Origin of the sequence: Streptomyces sp. NPDC002669 (genome assembly GCF_042889165.1) — a bacterium.
In the GTDB taxonomy this organism is placed as follows: Bacteria; Actinomycetota; Actinomycetes; order Streptomycetales; family Streptomycetaceae; genus Streptomyces.
The window spans coordinates 40,218-60,557 of the sequence record NZ_JBIAQQ010000026.1 but is presented as its reverse complement, the minus strand read 5'-3'; the positions used below and the strand labels follow the sequence as shown (position 1 = coordinate 60,557).

Annotated in this window: 12 protein-coding genes; 3 read left to right on the top strand and 9 right to left on the bottom strand. The window is 73.0% G+C overall.

Annotated features, from left to right (window positions below):
- Positions 1-26: 26 nt before the first annotated feature.
- The 6 genes from ftsH to ACFYW1_RS30445 all read right to left on the bottom strand — a co-directional run bounded on the left by ftsH (position 27) and on the right by ACFYW1_RS30445 (position 9,921).
- Positions 27-1,940 (bottom strand): ATP-dependent zinc metalloprotease FtsH, encoded by a 1,914-nt coding sequence (gene ftsH / locus ACFYW1_RS30470; protein WP_389000261.1) that lies wholly within the window; start codon positions 1,938-1,940, stop codon positions 27-29.
- Positions 1,941-2,190: 250 nt separating this feature from the next.
- Complete coding sequence (gene ffh / locus ACFYW1_RS30465) at positions 2,191-3,738, bottom strand: signal recognition particle protein (protein ID WP_389000258.1); 1,548 nt, start codon at positions 3,736-3,738, stop codon at positions 2,191-2,193.
- A gap of 162 nt (positions 3,739-3,900) precedes the next feature.
- On the bottom strand, positions 3,901-6,354 hold the full coding sequence (locus tag ACFYW1_RS30460) for a [protein-PII] uridylyltransferase (protein WP_389000255.1): 2,454 nt from the start codon (positions 6,352-6,354) through the stop codon (positions 3,901-3,903).
- A gap of 29 nt (positions 6,355-6,383) precedes the next feature.
- Positions 6,384-6,722, bottom strand: a complete 339-nt coding sequence (locus ACFYW1_RS30455) for a P-II family nitrogen regulator (RefSeq protein ID WP_389000252.1) — start codon at positions 6,720-6,722, stop codon at positions 6,384-6,386.
- Positions 6,719-8,065, bottom strand: a complete 1,347-nt coding sequence (locus ACFYW1_RS30450; RefSeq protein ID WP_389000428.1) for an ammonium transporter — start codon at positions 8,063-8,065, stop codon at positions 6,719-6,721. The genes ACFYW1_RS30455 and ACFYW1_RS30450 overlap by 4 nt, the downstream gene beginning before the upstream one ends.
- 380 nt (positions 8,066-8,445) lie before the next feature.
- Complete coding sequence (locus tag ACFYW1_RS30445; protein ID WP_389000249.1) at positions 8,446-9,921, bottom strand: hypothetical protein; 1,476 nt, start codon at positions 9,919-9,921, stop codon at positions 8,446-8,448.
- Between the two features lie 421 nt (positions 9,922-10,342).
- Here ACFYW1_RS30445 and ACFYW1_RS30440 point away from each other — a divergent pair, with 421 nt between their 5' ends.
- Positions 10,343-11,002 (top strand): bifunctional DNA primase/polymerase, encoded by a 660-nt coding sequence (locus ACFYW1_RS30440; protein WP_389000246.1) that lies wholly within the window; start codon positions 10,343-10,345, stop codon positions 11,000-11,002.
- A gap of 91 nt (positions 11,003-11,093) precedes the next feature.
- Here the strand turns inward: ACFYW1_RS30440 and ftsY are convergent, their stop codons facing one another.
- A complete protein-coding gene (gene ftsY, locus ACFYW1_RS30435; RefSeq protein ID WP_389000243.1) occupies positions 11,094-12,314 on the bottom strand; it encodes a signal recognition particle-docking protein FtsY in 1,221 nt (406 codons plus the stop codon).
- Between the two features lie 109 nt (positions 12,315-12,423).
- On the opposite strand from ftsY, the gene ACFYW1_RS30430 reads away from it, so the two are divergent.
- Both ACFYW1_RS30430 and ACFYW1_RS30425 read left to right on the top strand, forming a co-directional pair.
- Positions 12,424-13,818 carry a purine-cytosine permease family protein gene (locus ACFYW1_RS30430; protein ID WP_389000240.1) on the top strand — a complete coding sequence of 465 codons (1,395 nt, stop codon included), beginning with the start codon at positions 12,424-12,426 and terminating at the stop codon, positions 13,816-13,818.
- Between the two features lie 58 nt (positions 13,819-13,876).
- Positions 13,877-14,842 carry an LLM class flavin-dependent oxidoreductase gene (locus tag ACFYW1_RS30425; RefSeq protein ID WP_389000237.1) on the top strand — a complete coding sequence of 322 codons (966 nt, stop codon included), beginning with the start codon at positions 13,877-13,879 and terminating at the stop codon, positions 14,840-14,842.
- An 85-nt stretch (positions 14,843-14,927) separates the two neighbouring features.
- Here ACFYW1_RS30425 and ACFYW1_RS30420 read toward each other — a convergent pair whose 3' ends face one another.
- Both ACFYW1_RS30420 and ACFYW1_RS30415 read right to left on the bottom strand, forming a co-directional pair.
- Entirely contained in the window at positions 14,928-16,346 is a 1,419-nt protein-coding gene (locus tag ACFYW1_RS30420) for a sugar porter family MFS transporter (RefSeq protein ID WP_389000234.1), read from the bottom strand.
- Positions 16,347-16,552: 206 nt separating this feature from the next.
- Positions 16,553-20,221, bottom strand: a complete 3,669-nt coding sequence (locus ACFYW1_RS30415) for an AAA family ATPase (RefSeq protein ID WP_389000231.1) — start codon at positions 20,219-20,221, stop codon at positions 16,553-16,555.
- Between the last annotated feature and the right edge of the window lie 119 nt (positions 20,222-20,340).

The window sequence follows — 20,340 nt, the reverse complement described above, 5'->3', positions numbered from 1 at the left end:
GGGACGTGACGCTCCGGGCGGGGCCGCTACTTGGCGAGGCGGGGGATGCCCGCCGCCCGGTACGCCTCGGCCTCCTCCAGCGTCTCCTTCTCCAGCAGCGCCCCGGCCAGCGCGTCCAGCCGTTCCCGGTTCTCGCGCAGGAGCCGGCGGGCCGCCTCGTAGCACTCGTCGACGATGCGCCGCATCTCGTCGTCCACCGCGTCGAGCGTGGCGGGGGCCGCGGACAGCCCGTACGCCTGCTGGGCGTCGGCCGGGATCGCCGTCAGCCGGCCCACCTTGGGGCTCATGCCCCAGCGGCCGACCATGCCCCGGGCCAGGTTGGTGACCTGTTCCAGGTCGCTCTCCGCGCCGGTGGTGATCACTCCGAAGACCACCTGCTCGGCCGCCATGCCGCCGAGCGCCCCGATGATGCGGCCGCGCAGGTACTCCTCGGTGTACGCGTACTTGTCGGCGTCCGGCGTAGAGAGGGTGACCCCCAGGGCCCGGCCGCGCGGCACGATGGTGACCTTGCGGACCGGGTCGGCGCCCGGCTGGAGCATGCCGAGCAGCGCGTGGCCGCTCTCGTGGTACGCGGTCCTGCGGCGTTCCTCGTCGGACATGACCAGGGAGCGTTCCGCCCCCAGCTGGACCTTCTCCAGGGCGTCGGAGAAGTCGGACCCGTCGACCTCGCTCCGCCGGCGCTTGACCGCGAGCAGCGCGGCCTCGTTGGCCAGGTTGGCGAGGTCGGCGCCGGTCATGCCGGGGGTCGTGGCGGCGACCCGGGCAAGGTCCACGTCGGCGGCCAGCGGGATCTGCCGGGTGTGGATCTCCAGGATCGCCTCCCGGCCGTTGCGGTCCGGCGGGCTGACGTGGACGATCCGGTCGAAGCGGCCGGGCCGGGTGAGGGCGGGGTCGAGGACGTCGGCGCGGTTGGTGGCGGCGAGCACGACGACGCCCTCCGAACCGGAGAAGCCGTCCATCTCGGTGAGGATCTGGTTGAGCGTCTGCTCGCGCTCGTCGTGGCCGCCCATCCCCGAGCCGCCGCCGCGGGCCCGGCCGATGGTGTCGATCTCGTCGATGAAGACGATGGCGGGGGCGACCTTGCGCGCCTCCGCGAAGAGTTCCCGCACCCGGCTCGCGCCGACGCCGACGATCATCTCGATGAACTCGGAGGCCGACGCGGAGAAGAACGGCACCCCGGCCTCCCCGGCGACGGCCCGTGCCAGCAGCGTCTTGCCGGTGCCGGGCGGCCCCGCGAGCAGCACGCCGCCGGGCATCCGGGCGCCCATCCTCCGGTACGCCTGCGGGTTCTTCAGGAAGTCCACCACGTCGTCGAGCTCGCCCTCGACCTCGTCGATCCCCGCCACGTCCTCGAAGGTGGTGCGCCGGGTGCCCTCCAGCTCGACCGGCTTGGGCGGGGCCTTGCGTCCGAGGCCACCCATCCCGCCGCCCATGCCCCGGGCCATCCGCCGGGCGATGAACACCCAGAGCAGGACGAGCAGCAGCATGGGTGCGAGCGAGATCAGCAGGTTGGCGAGGAAGCTGCGCTGCTGGACGACCGGTTCGGCGGTGACGGTGACGTCGTCCTTGACCAGTTCGGCCCAGAGGTTGTCGTCGGCGAAGGCCGGGCGCTGGGTGACGAACTTGGTGTACTTCTCGTCGGTCCCCGGGGCCTTCGCCTCCTTCTTGAGCTGCCCCTGGATGGCGTCGCCCTTGGAGTAGATCTTGGAGACGTTGCCCGCGGTGACCTGCTTGCTGAACTCCGTGTACGCGATCGTCCGCTGCTCCTCCCCGTTGAAGAAGGACAGCACCAGATTGGCGATCAGATAGACGGCGAGCGCGGTCAGCAGCAGTCCGCCCCAGCCTCCCGGCATCTTCCGGCCCGGCTGCGGGGGCGGCGGTGCGCCCTCGGAGCGCCAGGGCTGGTCGGTTCGGTCGCGGGGAGGTACGGGGGTGGTCACGCGCGCTCCTCTGCCGACAGCCGTTGGAAGCGACGTTAAGGGAGGAGTGCGGACAAAGCCCTTCCAGGAGCCGTGCGCTGGGCTCTTGGAGGGACGGGCGTACACCGGCCGTGGCCCGGCTCCCCGGCCGGACGACGCCCGAGGGGGCGCCCGCCGGGAAGCGGGCGCCCCCTCGGGGACGTGACCACGGACCGGTGCGGCCGGTGGAGTCCGTGCGGCCCGTGGGGCCCGTGCGGCCGGTGGGACCGGATCAGCCCATGAACTTCTTGAACTCGTCGGGCAGCTCGAAGTTCTTGTCGTCCTGCGCCGGCAGACCGGGCACGCCGCCCTGCGCCGCCTGCGCCCGGCGGGCCGCCGCGGCCTGCTCCTCGGCCTTGCGCTTCATCGGGTTGCCGCTCTTGCGCTTGCCCTTGGCCTGCTTGACCTGCTTCTTCTGCCGGCCGGGGCCACCGCCCATGCCCGGCATCCCGGGCATCCCCGGCATGCCGCCGCCCTGGGCCATCTTCGACATCATCTTGCGGGCCTCGAAGAACCGCTCGACGAGGTTCTTCACCGCGGAGACCTCGACCCCGGAACCCTTGGCGATACGGGCCCGGCGCGAGCCGTTGATGATCGTCGGCTCGGCGCGCTCCTTCGGGGTCATCGACTTGATGATCGCGGCGGTGCGGTCCACGTCGCGCTCGTCGATGTTGTTGATCTGGTCCTTGATCTGCCCCATGCCGGGCAGCATGCCGAGCAGCTTGGAGATCGAGCCCATCTTCCTGACCTGCTCCATCTGGGCCAGGAAGTCGTCGAGCGTGAAGTCCTTGCCCTTGCTGGACGCCAGCTTGGAGGCCATCTTGGCGGCCTCTTCCTGGCTGAAGGTCTTCTCCGCCTGCTCGATCAGGGTGAGCAGGTCACCCATGTCGAGGATGCGGGACGCCATGCGGTCGGGGTGGAAGGCGTCGAAGTCGTCGAGCTTCTCACCGTTCGACGCGAACATGATCTGCTTGCCCGTGACGTGGGCGATCGACAGGGCCGCGCCACCGCGGGCGTCGCCGTCGAGCTTGGAGAGCACCACGCCGTCGAAGCCGACGCCGTCGCGGAACGCCTCGGCGGTGTTGACCGCGTCCTGACCGATCATCGCGTCGACGACGAAGAGGATCTCGTCGGGGCTGACGGCGTCGCGGATGTCCGCGGCCTGCTGCATCAGCTCCTGGTCGATGCCGAGACGGCCGGCGGTGTCGACGATCACGACGTCGAACTGCTTGGCCCTGGCGTGCTCGATCGAGTCCTTGGCGACCTGGACCGGGTCGCCGACGCCGTTGCCCGGCTCGGGGGCGTACACCGCCACACCGGCCCGGTCGGCGACGACGCTGAGCTGGTTGACGGCGTTGGGGCGCTGGAGGTCGCAGGCGACGAGCAGCGGGGAGTGGCCCTGGCCCTTGAGCCAGCGGCCGAGCTTTCCGGCGAGGGTGGTCTTACCGGCACCCTGGAGACCGGCGAGCATGATCACGGTCGGCGGGTTCTTGGCGAACCGCAACCGCCGGGTCTCGCCGCCGAGGATGCCCACGAGCTCCTCGTTGACGATCTTGACGACCTGCTGGGCCGGGTTGAGCGCCTGGGAGACCTCGGCTCCGCGCGCCCGCTCCTTGACGTTGGCGATGAAGGCGCGGACGACGGGCAGTGCGACATCCGCTTCGAGCAGGGCGATACGGATCTCGCGAGCCGTGGCGTCGATGTCCGCCTCGGACAAGCGGCCCTTGCCCCGGAGGTTCTTGAAAGTCGCGCTAAGGCGGTCGGAGAGAGTATCGAACACGGCGCTCGTCGGTCCTCAGGGTCGGGGGCGGTATGGATCGCTCCCTAGGGTATCCGGCCCGGGCGGGGAGCCGTCCTCGCCGGTGCCCGCCGACCGGTCCGCACGGTGCTCCCCCGGGGGAGCGGGAACGCCCGGTACGCGCCCGGCCCCGAGCACCGCCCCTCACCGCAGCGCGTCCTCGATGTCCCTCGCCAGCGCGGCCGCCTCGGCGTCCGGCAGCGGCGTGCCGTCCCGGCGCGTGACGTAGACCGTGTCCACCGCGTTGGCGCCCAGCGTCGACACGTGCGCGCTGCGCACCCGCACCCCGCCGCGCTCCAGCGCCCGGCCGATCCGGTGCAGCAGCCCCGGGGCGTCCTGGGCCCGCACCTCGATCACCGTCGCCAGCTTCGATCCGGCCGCCGCGACGGTCACCCTCGGCGGCGGGGCCTTCGTCCCGCGGCGGCGCGGGTGGGCCGCCTCGCGCTCGGCGAGGCGGGCCCGGATGTCCAGGGAGCCGTCCAGGGCCCGTACGAGGTCGGCGCGGAGCCGGTCGGCCCGCGGCAGGGAGCCGTACTCGGCCGCGACCCGCCAGCTGAGCAGCAGCAGGTCCGCCCGGCCGTCGCCCAGCCCGGTGGGGAGTTCCGCGGCGCGCAGGTCGGCGGAGCGCACGGTGAGGCGGTGCAGGGCGAGGACGCCGGCCGCGGCGGGCAGCACGCCGGGGCGGTCGGGCAGGGCGATGTGGAGTTCGACGCCGACGGGTTCCGGTTCGCCGTTCTCGTCGCGGGTCCCGGCCCGGGCGTGCAGGGCGAGGACGGGTCCGCCGGTGCGGAGGGCCTCGACGGCGAGGCGTTCCTGTTCGGCACCGGCCCCGGCGGGTTCCGGTGCCTGCGGGGCCCGTCCGGCGAGCACCGCGGCGACCCGTTCGACGAGATCGGCGACGAGGCAGGCGCGCCAGGTGGACCAGGCGGCGGGGCCGGTGGCGAGCGCGTCGGCCTCGGTGAGCGCGTGCAGCAGTTCCAGGGTGGTGGTCGTGCCGACGGCGGCGGCGACGGCGTGGACGGTCGCCGGGTCGTCGAGGTCGCGGCGGGTCGCGGTCTCGACGAGCAGCAGGTGGTGGCGGACGAGGGTGGCGACGACATCCGTGTCGTGCCGGTCGAAGCCGATCCGGGCGGCCGTGTCCCGGGCGATGACCTCACCGGCCTCCGAGTGGTCGCCGGGCCATCCCTTGCCGATGTCGTGCAGCAGCGCGGCGACCAGGAGCAGGTCGGGGCGGCCGACGCGGCGGGTGAGCGAGGAGGCGCGGACGGCCGTCTCGACGAGGTGGCGGTCGACGGTCCAGGTGTGGACGGGGTTGCGCTGGGGCCGGCAGTGGACGCGTTCCCAGTCGGGGAGCAGCCGGGTGATCAGCCCCTCGGCCTCAAGTGCCTCCCAGACGGGCACGGTGGCCTCGCCCGCGCCGAGGAGGGTGACGAGTTCCTCGCGGGCCTCGGCGGGCCAGGGCACCGGCAGCGGGCCGGAGGCGGTGGCCAGCCGGCGTACGACGTGGCGGGAGAGCGGCAGTTCGGACTGGGCGGCCGCGGCGGCCGCGCGCAGGACGAGCACGGGGTCGCGCTCGGGGCGGGCGGTGCGGGCGAGGACGACCTCGCCGTCGGCCTCGACGACGCCGTCGGCGAGCGGGACGCGTGCCGGGGCGGCCGCCCTGCCGCCCAGCACGGCGCGCAGCCGGGGGCGCGCGGAGCGGGCGCGCAGGACGCGGAAGACCTCGCGCCAGGTGACGTCGGTGGCGTACGAGACGGTCCGGGCGGCCTCGTAGACCTGGCGGAGCAGGGCGTCCGCGTCGAGGAGGCCGAGGGCTCCGGCGACCTGGTCCTGTTCCTGGAGGGCGAGGCGGTCGGTGGCGCGGCCGGTGGTGAGGTGGAGGGCGTCGCGGGTGTCGAGGAGGACGCGGCGGGCCTCGGCGAGGCCCTCGCGGGGGGCGTCGGCGACCCAGGAGGCGGCGATCGCGCGCAGGGCGGTGAGGTCGCGCAGTCCGCCGCGGGCCTCCTTGAGGTCGGGTTCGAGGAGGAAGCGGAGTTCGCCCTGTCGCTCGGCCCGTTCGCGGCAGAGTTCGGCGAGGGCGGGGAGGTGGGCGGGGGCCCGGTTGCGCCAGTCGGCGAGGGCCGCGGTGCGCAGGGCGGCGACCAGGCCGCGGTCCCCGGCGACGGGCCGGGCGTCGAGCAGTCCGAGCTGGACCTTGAGGTCCTCGCCCGCCGCCCGGCGGACCTCGGCGGGGGTGCGGACGGAGTGGTCGAGGGCGAGGCCGAGGTCCCAGACGGGGTACCAGAGGCGGTCGGCGAGGGCGGCGACGGCCGCGGGGTCGGCCCTGCCGTCGTGCAGGAGCAGCAGGTCGAGGTCGCTGCGCGGGGAGAGTTCGCCGCGCCCGTGGCCGCCGACGGCGACGAGGGCGGCGCCGCGGACACCGGTCTGTGCGGTGGCGGTGTCGAACAGCGCGGTGAGCCAGTGGTCGGTGAGCGTCGCGAGGGCCGTGCGGCGCGACGGCCCGGACCGCGTCTCCCCCTGGAGGAGGCGCAGCCGGGCCGCCGCGTAGCCGCCGGGTTCCGAGGCCGTGGGTTCGGGGGTGGTTCCGGTGCTCGTCACCCGGCTGCCTTTCGTCTCGGGACCGTGGGTCAGAGTGCGTCCGGGCCGCGTTCGCCGGTGCGGACGCGGACCGCGGTCTCGACGGGCACGCTCCAGACCTTGCCGTCGCCGATCTTTCCGGTGCGGGCGGCCTTCACGACCACGTCGATGAGCTGTTCGGCGTCCTCGTCCTCGACGAGTACCTCGATCCGGACCTTGGGCACGAGGTCGACGGTGTACTCGGCGCCCCGGTAGACCTCGGTGTGGCCGCGCTGGCGTCCGTATCCGCTGGCCTCGGTGACCGTGAGGCCGTGGATCCCGAAGGCCTGGAGGGCTTCCTTGATCTCGTCCAGCCGGTGGGGCTTCACGACTGCGGTGATGAGTTTCATGCGTCCACCTTCTGGTTCTTCGTCCTCGCCGCTGCCGCGGGGCCCGTGGTGCGGGGGGCGGTGCCGCCGCCCGCACCGCTGAAGTCGTACGCGGTCTCGGCGTGCTCGACCCGGTCGATGCCGGAGACCTCGTCGTCCTCGGTGACCCGCATGCCGATCGTCCGGTCCAGGAGGAGGGCGAGGAGCGCGGAGGCCACCAGGGAGTAGGCGAGGACGGCGAGGACACCGACGGTCTGCTTGCCGAGCTGTTCGAGACCGCCGCCGTAGAAGAGGCCCTTGGCCTCGGACTGGACGCCGCCGGTGGCGAAGAGGCCGACGAGCAGGGAGCCGGCGATGCCGCCGACGAGGTGGACGCCGATCACGTCCAGGGAGTCGTCGTAGCCGAACCTGTACTTCAGTCCGACGGCCATGGCGCAGAGCACCCCGGCGATCGCGCCGACCGCGATGGCGCCCAGCGGGCTGACCGCGCCGCCGGACGGGGTGATGGCGACGAGCCCGGCGACCGCGCCGGAGGCCGCGCCGAGGGTGGTGAAGGAGCCGTGCCGGAGCTTCTCGTAGCCGAGCCAGGCAAGCATCGCGGCACCGGTGGCGACCTGGGTGTTCACGAACATGACCGCGCCGACGCCGTCGTCGTTGCCGAGCCAGGAACCGGCGTTGAAGCCGAACCAGCCGAACCAGAGCAGGCCGGCGCCGAGCATGACGAGGGGAAGGCTGTGCGGCCGCATCGGATCCTTCTTGAAGCCGACCCGCTTGCCGATGACGAGGATCACGCCGAGCGCCGCGGCGCCCGCGTTGATGTGGACGGCCGTGCCACCCGCGAAGTCGATGACGCCCATCTCGAAGAGCCAGCCGCCCGAACCCCAGACCCAGTGGGCGACGGGGAAGTAGACGACGGTGACCCAGAGCGCGATGAACAGGGCCCAGGAGGTGAACTTGACCCGGTCGGCGAGGGCGCCGCTGATCAGTGCCGGGGTGAGGACGGCGAACATGAGCTGGAAGACGGCGAAGACGTAGACCGGGATGGTGTAGCCGTCCCAGAGCTGGGTGACGCCGATGCCGCTGAGGCCGAGGAAGTCCGGGTTCCAGCCGACGACGGAGCCGATGTCGGTGCCGAAGGCGACGCTGAATCCGTAGAGCACCCACAGGACCGTGACGATCCCGAGGCTGATGAAGCTCATCATCAGCATGTTGAGGGTGCTCTTGACGCGGACCATGCCTCCGTAGAAGAAGGCCAGGGCCGGGGTCATGAGCATCACCAGGGCGGAGCAGATGAGCATGAAGCCGGTGTTGGCTGCGGACAGCGTCGGCGTGTCCGCCGCAAGTGTCGTGATGCCTGGGGGCATCGGCGTCTCCTCGTCGTCGGTGCGGCCGCGTGCGGGCGTTCGGAGCGGCACCACGTGCGGGACCACTGGGAAGGCCACGGGGGAAGGGTGCGGGCCGGTTGTGGTTCCGAGACTCGCCCGGCGCGGTTTCCACCGATGCCGCACGGTGTTTCGCGGGGGTGACGAAGGAGTCCGACGTGTTACGTCCCCATGAACCGGTGGCGGCCCGTCCCGGGCCGGGGCCGTCCGGTGCTCCGGGCCGCATACGGTGCGCCCGCGGCTCTCCGGTACGGGGCGGCGACGCGAACCGGCCACGCCGACCACCCGCTGACCTGGCCATGGGGGGAGCCGAAGTCGGTCTTGTGCGGGATGGTCGTCGTGGCCGGGGCCGGGGGTGCCGGTCAGACCGCTTCCGCGGTCTCCGGCAGCTGTTCGGTGAGGAGTTCGGTGATCCTGGCGACCTCGGGGATGTCCCCGAAGTCCCTGGCGGCGGTGTCGACGGTCTTGCGCAGCCGGGTGTTGACCCGTTCGGAGCGGACCTTCTTCGCGACGTGCAGTGCCTGCTCGGCCAGGAGCGTGGACTGTTCGGGCTCGCGCTTGAGGAGGTGGACGGTGGCGAGGCCGATCAGGTTGAGCGCGTACGACCGCTGGTGCTCCTCGTCCTCGCCGAAGAGCTGGACGGCCTTCTCCATCAGGGGCTCGGCGAGGGTGGCGTACGTGGGGCTGCGGCCCGCCACGTAGGCGAGGTCGCGGTAGGAGTGGGAGTTCTCCCCGTTGAGCTCGGCCTCCGAGAAGAAGCGGATCCAGTCGGGCTCGGGCTCGCCGTCGATGCCCACGTCGAGGAAGGTGTCCTCGGCCATCCGGACGGCTCGTTTGCACTTGCTGGGCTGGCCCATGTTGGCGTACGCGCGGGCCTCCATCGCGTACAGCATGGCCTGGGTGCGCGGGGTGGCGCAGTCCCGGCTGCCGTACTGGGCGAGGTGGATCAGTTCGAGGGCGTCGTCGGGCCGGCCGAGGTGGATCATCTGGCGGCTCATGCTGGACAGGATGTACGAGCCCAGCGGTTTGTCACCGGCTTCCTTGGCGGCGTGCAGCGCGAGGACGAAGTACTTCTGGGCGGTGGGCTGGAGGCCGACGTCGTAGCTCATCCAGCCCGCCAGCTCGGCCAGTTCGGCGGCGCACCGGAAGAGGCGTTTGGCGGTGGCGGCGGGCTGGGGTTCCTGGAGCAGGTCGGTGACCTCGTGGAGCTGGCCGACGACGGCCTTGCGGCGTAATCCGCCGCCGCACTGCGCGTCCCACTGGCGGAACATCGCGGTGGTGGACTCCAGCAGATCGAGCTCGGGCCCGGAGAGCCGGGAAGGGCGGCGGGCCGCGGCGGCCGGTTCGGGTTCCGCGGCGGGGGCGCCGGCGACGGGCACCAGCCAGCGCTGCATGGGCTCGATCAGGGCGGGTCCGGCGGCCAGGGCGAGCGAGGAGCCGAGGAAGCCCCGCCGGGCGAGCATGAGGTCGCTGCGGGAGAACTCGCTGAGCAGGGCGACCGTCTGCGGGCCGGCCCAGGGCAGGTCGACGCCGGACACGGACGGTGACTGGTGCGCGGAGCGCAGCCCGAGGTCCTCGACGGCGACGACGGAGCCGAAGCGCTCGGAGAAGAGCTCGGAGAGGATGCGCGGGATCGGCTCGCGCGGCTGCTCCCCGTCCAGCCAGCGGCGCACCCGGGAGGTGTCGGTGCTGATGTGGTGGGCGCCCATCTGGCGGGCCCGGCGGTTCACCTGCCGCGCCAGCTCGCCCTTGGACCAGCCACTGCGCACGAACCACGAGGTCAACTGCGCGTTGGGGCGCTTACCGGTCTGCGTACCGCCTGCGCCGCTGCCACTCACTGGAACGCCCCCATCCCGCTGGAAACTGTCGCGCGAACCTTTACCTGAATGCCCTGAGCCGATGCCGCCCATGCGGAGGTCGCGCACCGTCGAACAGGGAATCGGGTTGCCTCCGGCATACCCGTGGGTGCACATACTTCCATGGTTCGTGTACCGACGGTAATCCTACGATCACCCCCGAGCGAGGGCGTCGGCGGAAACGCCACCATTCGCCACCCCTTCGGATGAACACCGTCCCCGGCGGGCGCGATTCACTTGACACACGGCGATCAGCAGTGGGTGCAGTGAAGCACGACGAGGCGCGTGAACAACATCGCACGCCCCCCATGCCACCGGCGCGCTCCGGATCGACGGCGACGGCGGAGCGCCCCACTGCGCCCCGTGTCGTAACCACCGGCGAGCCGGACCCGTTGGAGGGGGCATGGGCTTCACGATCGGCGGCATCCGCGAGATGCGCACCGGCTCACGGCGTCGCGGCCGTGCGGCCGAGTACACGGCGGTGGCCGAGTACACAGGGCTGTGGGGCTGGGCCGTGGTGCCGGGCGCGCGGGCCGCGGGCGGCCGCTGCTCCTGCGGGGACGCGGACTGCCCCTCCCCCGGCGCCCATCCCCTGGGCTTCGCCCCGGAGGTGCCCGCGGGCGCCACGCTCGACGCGGCGGCGCAGGCGTGGGCCCGGGTACCGGGCGCCTCGATGCTGCTGCCGGTGGGCCGCGCCTTCGACGTCCTCGACGTCGCCGAGGCGGCCGGGCGGCGGGCCCTGGTGCGGCTGGAGCGGATGGGGCTGCCGCTGGGGCCGGTGGCGGTGACCCCCGCCGGGCGGGCGCAGTTCTTCGTGGCCCCGGGGGCCGCCGTCGAACTCCCGCAACTGCTCTACCGGATGGGCTGGGACGACGCCGGGCTCGACCTGCGGGCGCTGGGGACCGGCTGCCACATCACCGCCCCGCCGTCCGACGAGGGCGGGCTGGGCCCGGTCCGGTGGCTGCGTCCGCCGGTGCTGGACACGGCGTCCGCCCCGCCGCAGGCGCGGCTGCTGCTGGGCACACTGGCGTACAGCTGCCATCGCGCGCCGCTGCGCGGCTGAGCCGCCCCGCCGCCACGGGCCCCCATGACGCGAAGGGGCCCGGGTGCACGGATCTCCGTGCGCCCGGGCCCCTTCGCGTGCGCGGGCGGGGTCAGTCCCCGATCAGGGCGTCGACGAACGCCTCCGGCTCGAACGGCGCCAGGTCGTCCGGTCCCTCGCCGAGACCGACCAGCTTGACCGGGACGCCCAGTTCGCGCTGGACGGCGACGACGATGCCGCCCTTGGCGGTGCCGTCCAGCTTGGTGAGCACGATGCCGGTGATGTCGACGACCTCGGCGAACACCCGGGCCTGCACCAGGCCGTTCTGCCCGGTCGTGGCGTCGAGCACGAGCAGGACCTCGTCGAGCGGTCCGTGCTTCTCGACGACCCGCTTGACCTTGCCGAGCTCGTCCATGAGCCCGGTCTTGGTGTGCAGCCGTCCGGCGGTGTCGATGAGCACCACGTCGGCACCCTCGGCGATGCCCTCCTTCACCGCGTCGAAGGCGATCGAGGCGGGGTCGCCGCCCTCGGGTCCGCGCACGGTGCGGGCGCCGACGCGCTCGCCCCAGGTCTGGAGCTGGTCGGCGGCGGCCGCCCGGAAGGTGTCGGCCGCGCCGAGCACGACGCTGCGGCCGTCGGCGACCAGCACCCGGGCCAGCTTGCCGGTGGTGGTGGTCTTGCCGGTTCCGTTGACGCCGACGACCATCACGACGCCGGGCGTGTCGAGGCCGCTCTCCGTCTTGACCGCGCGGTCGAAGTCGGTGCCGACCAGGGTGATGAGCTCCTCGCGCAGCAGCGCGCGCAGCCCTTCGGGGGTACGGGTGCCGAGGACGCGGACGCGTTCGCGCAGCCGCTCCACCAGCTCCTGGGTGGGGGTGACGCCGACGTCGGCGACGAGGAGGGTCTCCTCGATCTCCTCCCAGGTGTCCTCGTCGAGGTTGTCCCGGGACAGGAGCGTGAGCAGCCCCTTGCCCAGGGAGTTCTGCGAGCGGGCGAGCCGGGCGCGCAGCCGCACCAGACGGCCGGCCGTGGGCTCGGGAACTTCGAGCTCGGGGGCGGCGGGCGCCTCCGGCTCGACGGCCTCGACGACCTCGGGGGCCTCCTCCGCGGGAGCCTCGGCGGGGGGCGGGCCGACCTCCTCGACGGTGCGGCGCGGTTCCTCGCGCGGCGTCTCGGCTTCCTCGCCGACATGGGGCTCGGCGGGAGGAGTGATGGTCGGCGTGCTCGACGGCGCCGGGGGCAGCTGCTTCTTCTTGCGGCCGCTGACCACGAGCCCGCTGATCACGCCGACCGCGACCAGGGCGATGACTACAGCAAGGATGACGAATTCCATAACCCACCCAGTATCAGCCACGTCGGCCCGCCGGGGCCGCCCCGAAGGATCACTCCCGCACCCCTCGGGACGTTATGCACCCTTTGGCGGTAAATGTACGATCCTGCCTGTGGAGACCCGCGGCCTGGAACCTGTCCCCGACAGCGAACGCACCGGCCGCGTCCGGGCCCTCGTCCCGACCTGGGTGGGCGCGAACCTGACCATGCTGCTCGTCACCGTCGGCGCGGGGCTCGCCGTCCTCAACGGGCTGAACCTCTGGCAGGTACTGGCCGTCGCGGTCACGGCCTCGGTCATCGGCTTCGGGCTGGTCGGCCTGGTCTCGATCGCGGGCCGGGAGGGCGGGGCGCCGGGCATGGCACTCTCCCGGGCGGTCTTCGGCCAGCGCGGCAACCTGCTGCCCGGCACCCTGACCTGGGTCGCCCGCTGGGGCTGGGAGACCGTGAACGCGGTCACCGGGACCTACGCCGTGCTCGCCGTGCTGCATCGGCTCCTCGGGGTCACCGGCACCCACAGCCTGACCGTGCTGACCCTGCTCGCCTTCGTGGGGTGCAGCTATCTGGTGTCGGGGCTCGGCCTGGGGGCGTTACGGCTGTGCTGCGTCTGCTCCTCGTACCTCTTCGGCGGCGTCAGCCTGCTCGTGCTGGTCCATCTGGCCGGGGCGACCGACTGGCGGGACGTGCTGGACCGGCCGGCCGGTCCGGCCTCGATGATGGTCGCCGGGGTGGGCACACTGGTCGCCGGCGGCATCAGCTGGGCCCCGTCCGGGCCGGACTTCGCCCGCTACCTGCCGCGCACCGCCTCCGGCCCGGCGATGATCGGCGCGACCGTGGGCGGCGCCGGGATCGTGTACGTGCCGATGGTCCTGACCGGAACCGTGATGGCGGCCGCCTCGCCGGGGCTGGCGACCGCCCCCGACCCGGTCGCGTTCATCGGCCCGCTGCTGCCCGGCTGGCTCTCCGTCCCGTATCTGCTGACCGCGGTGGCCGGGATGGTGCTGATCAACGCGATGTCGCTGTACTCGGCGGGGTTCACCGCACAGACTCTGGGGTTCACCGTGCCCCGCACCTGGGCGGTCGGACTGAACGCCGTCATCAGCCTGCTCCTGGGCTCGCTGCTGATGATGTCGGCCACGGGCTTCCTGGAGTCCTTCGTCTCCTTCCTCGCGCTCCTGTCGGTGACGTTCTCGGCCTGGGTGGGGGTCTTCGCCGTGGACCTGCTGCGCGGGCGCGCGTACGACCCGGCGGCGCTGCTGGACACCACACCGGCCGGTGCCTACTGGTACACCGGCGGCTTCTGCGTACCGGCCGTGACCGCGTGGGGCACGGGCCTGGTGACGGGACTGCTCTTCACGGGCGTGGAGTGGTTCGCGGGACCGTTCTCCGCCACCTGGATCGGGCACCAGGGGCTGGGCTGGGCGGTCACGATCACCGTCTCGGCGACCCTGTACGCGGTCCTGCCGCGCCCCGCCGACCGGACCGGCGGCGACCGCCCCCTACACTTCTGACACCACGTCAGCTAATGTCCGCCCTCGCCGAGTCCGCCCGACGACGGGGGCAAGTGTCATGACCTACACAGTGGTCCGGTTCAATCTCGTCGCTCCCGGTGCCACCCCCGAGTCGCTCTCGGCCCGGTACCGCGCCGCGCTGGAGATGGCCGCGTACGCCGACGGGCACGGCATCGACACCGTGCAGACCGAGGAGCACCACGGCGCCGCCGACTCCTGGCTGCCCTCCCCCTTCGTCTTCGCCGGTTCGGTCCTCGGCGCCACCCGCCGCATCGCGGTCACCGTGTCGGCGGCCATCGGGCCGCTGCACGACCCGCTGCGGCTGGCCGAGGACATCGCGGTCCTGGACCTGCTGAGCGCCGGCCGGCTGGTGACGGTGGCGGGCATCGGCTACCGGCCCGAGGAGTACGAACGGGCGGGCGTCGACTGGTCCGGGCGCGGCAGGCTCCAGGACGAGCTCCTGGAGACCCTGGTGCGGGCGTGGACCGGCGAGCCTTTCCCGTACCGGGGACGCACGGTCCGGGTCACGCCCCGCCCGTACACCCGGCCGCATCCGCCGCTGCTGGTGGGCGGCAGTTCGCGGGCGGCGGCGCGGCGGGCGGCCAGGTTCGGGCTGCCGTTCTTCCCGAGCGCGCACCTGCCGGAGCTGGCGGCGTACTACGAGGAGCGGCGCGCCGCGTTCGGGACGGAGGGCTTCTGCATGATGCCCGCCGCCGAGACGCCCCTGCTGCACGTGTCCGAGGACCCGGACCGGACGTGGGCGCGGTACGGCGAGCACTTCCTGCACGAGGCACGCGCGTACGCCTCCTGGCAGTCCGGGAACGTCCGCTCGGCCGTGCGCTCCGCGGCCACGACGGTGGCGGAGCTGCGCGCGGAGGGGGTCTACCGGGTGGTCACCCCGGAGCGGTGCGCCCGGTGGGCCGGGGAGGCGGAGGGACTGGTGCTGCATCCGCTGTGCGGCGGGATGCCGGTGGAGGAGGGGTGGCGGAGCCTGCGGCTGTTCTGCGAGGCGGTGGCCCGCTGACCGGCGGGACCGCACGACCGCACGGCCCCGGACCGGCGGGGCCGGAGGGATGCCGGGGAGACCGGGGACAGTGAGGACAGCTGGGTCAGCCCATCTCCTCCAGCGCCTTGCCCTTGGTCTCCTTCACGAACTTGAGCACGAAGGGGATCGAGAGCGTGGCGAAGCACGCGTAGATGATGTACGTGCCCGAGAGGTTCCAGTCGGACAGGCTCGGGAAGCTCGCGGTGATCGCCCAGTTGGCGAGCCACTGCGCGGACGCGGCGACCCCGAGGGCGGCGGCTCGGATCCGGTTGGGGAACATCTCGCCGAGGAAGACCCAGACGACGACGCCCCACGACAGGGCGAAGAAGAGCACGAACACATGGGCCGCGACGAGCGCCACGGCTCCCTGGGGGCTGGGCAGTTTGCCGTTGACCAGGTCGGCGGAGAAGGCCCATGCCTCGCAGGCCAGGGCGACGGCCATACCGGTGGAGCCCACCAGGGCGAGCGGTTTGCGGCCCACCCGGTCCACCAGGACCATCGCGATGACGGTACCGACGATGTTGATGATGGAAGTGGTGAACGAGTAGAAGAAGGAGTCGGTCGGGTCGACGCCGACGGACTGCCAGAGCGTCGCCGAGTAGTAGAACGCCACGTTGATGCCGACGAGTTGCTGGAAGACCGAGAGCCCGATGCCGACCCAGACGATCGGCAGGAAACCGAAGCCGCCGCCGAGCAGGTCCTTGAACGTGGACTTGTGCTCACGGCGCATGGCGGTCTCGATCTCGGCGACCCGGGCGTCGAGATCGACGTTCCCGCCCTCGACCTCCGCCAGGATCCGCCGGGCCCGGTCCTTCCTGCCGACCGAGATCAGGAACCGCGGCGACTCGGGGATCGCGAACGACAGCAGCCCGTACAGGAGGGCCGGGACGACCATCACGCCGAGCATCCACTGCCAGGCCTCCAGGCCGCCGATCCGGCCGCGCTGGTCGCCGTCGGCGAGTTGCAGGATGCCGTAGTTGACCAGCTGGGAGATGGCGATGCCGATGACGATCGCCGCCTGCTGGAAGGAGCCGAGCCGGCCGCGGTAGGCGGGCGGCGAGACCTCGGCGATGTACGCCGGTCCGATCACCGAGGCCATGCCGATGGCGAACCCGCCGATGATGCGCCACATCGCCAGGTCCCAGAGCGCGAACGGGAGCGCGGAGCCGATGGCGCTGACGGTGAAGAGCAGGGAGGCGATCTGCATGCAGCGGATGCGGCCGATGCGGTCGGCGATCCGCCCCGCGGTGGCCGCGCCGATCGCGCAGCCGATCAGGGCGATGGCGATGACCTGGGCGAGCGTCCCGGAGCCGATGTCGTAGCGGCTGCGGATCGCCTCGACCGCGCCGTTGATGACGGAGCTGTCGTAACCGAACAGGAAACCGCCCATCGCGGCGGCCGCGGTGATGAAGATGACATGGCCGAGGTGGTCCGGGTGGGCCGCTCGGGCTCCGGACGCCGGTCCCTGCGAGGTGTTGGTCACATGAACTCCTGATGCCTGGCCGCGTCGTCAGGTGGGGGCGAACTCCTCCAAGTGGCGCACAACTTCCCGGCCGCCACCACTTGAAGTCGGACGCCACGCCACGGACATGGCGCCATCAGGGCTTGAACCCGAAATCAGGAACTGCCCCGGGACGGCCCCGGAAGCACCCGTGACCTCCGTCGATGTCCTGAAGGAGGGGAACGGGCTCAGCGCAGCCGCTGGCTGATCACCTTCGAGACGCCGTCGCCCTGCATCGAGACGCCGTACAGCGCGTCGGCGACCTCCATCGTCCGCTTCTGGTGCGTGATGACGATGAGCTGCGAGCTCTCCTGGAGCTCCTCCATGATCCGGATCAGCCGCTGGAGGTTGGTGTCGTCGAGCGCCGCCTCGACCTCGTCCATCACGTAGAACGGGCTCGGCCGGGCCTTGAAGATCGAGACCAGCAACGCCACGGCGGTGAGCGAGCGTTCTCCGCCGGAGAGCAGCGAGAGCCGCTTGACCTTCTTGCCGGGCGGCCTGGCCTCGACGTCCACGCCGGTGGCGAGCATGTTCTCCGGGTCGGTCAGGATGAGCCGCCCCTCACCGCCCGGGAAGAGCCGCGAGAACACGCCCTCGAACTCCCGGGCCGTGTCCCGGTACGCCTCCGTGAACACCTGCTCGACCCGCTCGTCGACCTCCTTGACGACCTGCATCAGATCGGCCCTGGTCTTCTTCAGGTCCTCCAGCTGCTCGGAGAGGAACTTGTGCCGCTCCTCCAGGGCGGCGAACTCCTCCAGGGCGAGCGGATTCACCTTCCCGAGTTGCTGATACGCCCGTTCGGCCGACTTCAGCCGCTTCTCCTGCTCGGCCCTGACGAACGGCTTCGGCTGGTTGCGCGGGTGCTCCGGGTCCTGCGGCAGTTCCTCGCCCTCGGCGGCCGGCGAGGGCGGTACGAGCTGGTCGGGGCCGTACTCGGCGGCCAGCCCCGCCGGTTCGACGCCCAGCTCCTCCAGCGCCTTCGTCTCCAGTTGCTCTATCCGCAGCCGCTTCTCGGCGCCGAGCACCTCGCCGCGGTGGACGGAGTCGGTGAGCTTGTCCAGCTCGGCCTTGAGGTCGCGGCCCCGCTCGCGCCCGGCCGCCAGGTCCCGTTCCCGCTCCGCCTTCGCCGCCTCGGCCGCGGTCCGCTCCCGCTCGGCCCGTACGACGGAGACCTCGACGTGGGCGAGCAGCTGACGGGCGCCGGACGCCACGGCGGAGGCGACCTCGGCCTCGTGGCGCAGCCGGGCGCGGCGCCGCTCGGCGCGGGCGCGGGCCTCCCGTTCGGCGCGGGCACCCCGGTCGAGGGAGTCCGCACGGCCCGCGAGGCCCTTGACCCGCTCCTCGTGGGTGCGTACCTGGAGGCGGGCCTCCATCTCGGTCTGGCGGGCATTGGCGCCGTCGGCGGCGAGCCGGTCGCGCACGGAGGTGTCCGGCTCCTCCTCCACCGGCGTCTCCTCGGCGACGAGCAGCCGCTCGGCCAGCTCCTCGGCCTCCGCCGTCGCCCGCTCCAGCGCCTCCTGGGCGCGGGCGGCCGCCGCGGTCATCCGCTCGGCCTCGCCCGCCGCACCGCGCGCCTGCCCGGCCAGCCGCCCCAGCTGCTGGGCCACCCCGGACTTCTCCCGCTCGGCGGCCCGGCGCCGCTCCCCGATCTCCTCGACCAGTCCGGCGCTCGCCCGGCGCCGCTCCCCCGCGATCCGCTGCGCCTCGGCCGACTCCGCGCACCGGACGGCCAGTTCCTCCAGCCGGGCAGCGGCCTCGTCGACCGATGCCTGTACTTCGAGCAGGCTCGGCGCCCCGGCGGAACCCCCGTGCGCGAAACGGGCCGAGAGGACGTCCCCCTCGGCGGTCACGGCCGTCAGTTCCGGGTGCACGGAGACGAGCTTCTCGGCGTCCTCCAGCGTGTCGACGACCACCATGTCCCGCACCAGCGCGCGGACGGCGTCCATCAGTCCGGCGGGCCCGCGGACGAGACCGGCCACGGCGGGCGCCCCGCCCACGGCGACGGCGACCGCCTGCCCGGCCGTACGGGCCCCGGCCGGGCCGTCCGTCCCCTGGGCCTGCCCGGGCACCCGCCCCGCGGCGCCGGGGTCAAAAGCACCGGTGTCGGGGGCGCCGCCCTGGTCGGGAACCCCGGCGCGCACCCCGCCCAGCAACAGCGCCGCCCGCCCCGCGTCCTCCTTGCGCAGCAGCCGGATCGCCTCCGCCGCCGCGGCCGGGTCCGTCACCGCGACCGCGTCCGCCGCCGCGCCCAGGGCCGCCGCCACGGCGACCTCGTACCCCGGCTCCACCGTCAGGAGTTCCGCGGCCGGCCCGAGCAGCCCCGACAGCCGGTCCTGCGCACCGAGCAACGCGCCCGTGCCGTCCTTGCGCCGCAGCCCGAGCGCCAGCGCCTCGTGGCGGGCCGCGACCGCCGCCCGTTCCCGCTCGGCGGCGGAGGCCGCCTCCCGGCTCGCGGAGAGCGCCGCCTCGGCCTCCGCCAGCTCCCGCTTGGCGGCGTCGTGCCGTTCGGCCAGCTCCGCGTCACCGGCGTCCAGTCCCTCGACCTCGGCCCTGAGCTGTTCGTACTCCTCCTGGGCGGCGACCGCCCGGTCCCGCGCCTCGTCCCGGGAGGCGGCCAGCCGGTCGATCTCGGCCTGGGCCGAACCGGCACGGCTGCGGGCCGCGTTGACCTGGCCGTTCAGCCGGGCGAGCCCTTCGCGGCGGTCCGCGATGGCGCGGGCCGCGTCCTTGAGCCTGCGCTCCTCGGCCGCCAAGTCCCGCTCAAGCTCGGCGCGGTGGGCCGCGGTGTCCTCCAGCGCGTGTTCCGCCGCCGTCAGCGCGGCCTCCAGCTCCGCCTCCTGCTCGCGGATCCGGGCGGCCTCCCGCTCCATGTCCTCCGGGTCGCGACCGCGCCGCTCCTCCACGGCCGGGGCGGTGGCGCTCTTCACCCGGGCATCGGCCAGCGAGATCGTGCCGCGCACCCGCTCCGCCAGCTGCGACAGCTCGTACCAGGTCTGCTGGGCCCGCTGGAGCCGCGGCGCCAGCCGCCGGACCTCGTCCTCCAGCTCCGCCTCGCGCGCCAGGGCCGCCCTGAGCTCCCGCTCCGCCGCCTCCCGGCGCTGCTTGAGCGCGGCCTCGTCCGCGATCTCGCTGCGCAGCGCGGTACGCAGCCGTACCAGGTCGTCGGCGAGCAGCCGCAGCCTGGCGTCGCGCAGATCGGCCTGAATGACGGCGGCCCGGCGCGCCACGGCCGCCTGCCGGCCGAGCGGCTTGAGCTGTCGCCGCAGTTCGTCGGTCAGGTCCTGGACGCGGGCCAGGTTGGCCCCCATCGCGTCCAGTTTCCGCAGCGCCTTCTCCTTCCGCTTGCGGTGCTTGAGCACGCCCGCGGCTTCCTCGATGAACGCGCGACGGCCCATCGGGTCGGCGTGGAGCACGGAGTCCAGCTGGCCCTGGCCGACGATGACGTGCATCTCGCGGCCGATGCCCGAGTCGGAGAGGAGTTCCTGGATGTCCAGCAGCCGGCAGGTGTCGCCGTTGATCTGGTATTCGCTGCCGCCGTTGCGGAACATGATCCGAGTAATCGTCACCTCGGCGTACTCGATGGGCAGTGCGCCGTCGGAGTTGTCGATGGTCAGCGACACCTCGGCCCGTCCGAGCGGCGGCCGCCCGGTGGTGCCGGCGAAGATCACGTCCTCCATCTTGCCGCCGCGCAGGGACTTGGCCCCCTGCTCCCCCATGACCCAGGAGAGCGCGTCCACCACATTGGACTTGCCCGACCCGTTGGGGCCGACGACGCACGTGATGCCGGGTTCGAACCGCAGCGTCGTGGCGGAGGCGAACGACTTGAAACCACGCAGGGTGAGGGCCTTGAGGTGCACGCCGCCGGACTCTACCTTTCGCTCTCGGTTTCGCTGATGAAGGTGCAGGGCACATCAGACGTTAAGGGAAGGGGTGTACGCCGGGGCCGGGCCCCGCGCGAGTCCGGGCGGAAAAAGAA

Bases quoted from the DNA above. Each gene is read 5' to 3' on its own strand.
- ACFYW1_RS30450 (WP_389000428.1), bottom strand. From the start codon at position 8,065: ATGCCCCCAGGCATCACGACACTTGCGGCGGACACGCCGACGCTGTCC.
- ACFYW1_RS30425 (WP_389000237.1), top strand. From the start codon at position 13,877: ATGACCTACACAGTGGTCCGGTTCAATCTCGTCGCTCCCGGTGCCACC.
- ACFYW1_RS30455 (WP_389000252.1), bottom strand. From the start codon at position 6,722: ATGAAACTCATCACCGCAGTCGTGAAGCCCCACCGGCTGGACGAGATC.
- ACFYW1_RS30440 (WP_389000246.1), top strand. From the start codon at position 10,343: ATGGGCTTCACGATCGGCGGCATCCGCGAGATGCGCACCGGCTCACGG.
- ftsY (WP_389000243.1), bottom strand. From the start codon at position 12,314: ATGGAATTCGTCATCCTTGCTGTAGTCATCGCCCTGGTCGCGGTCGGC.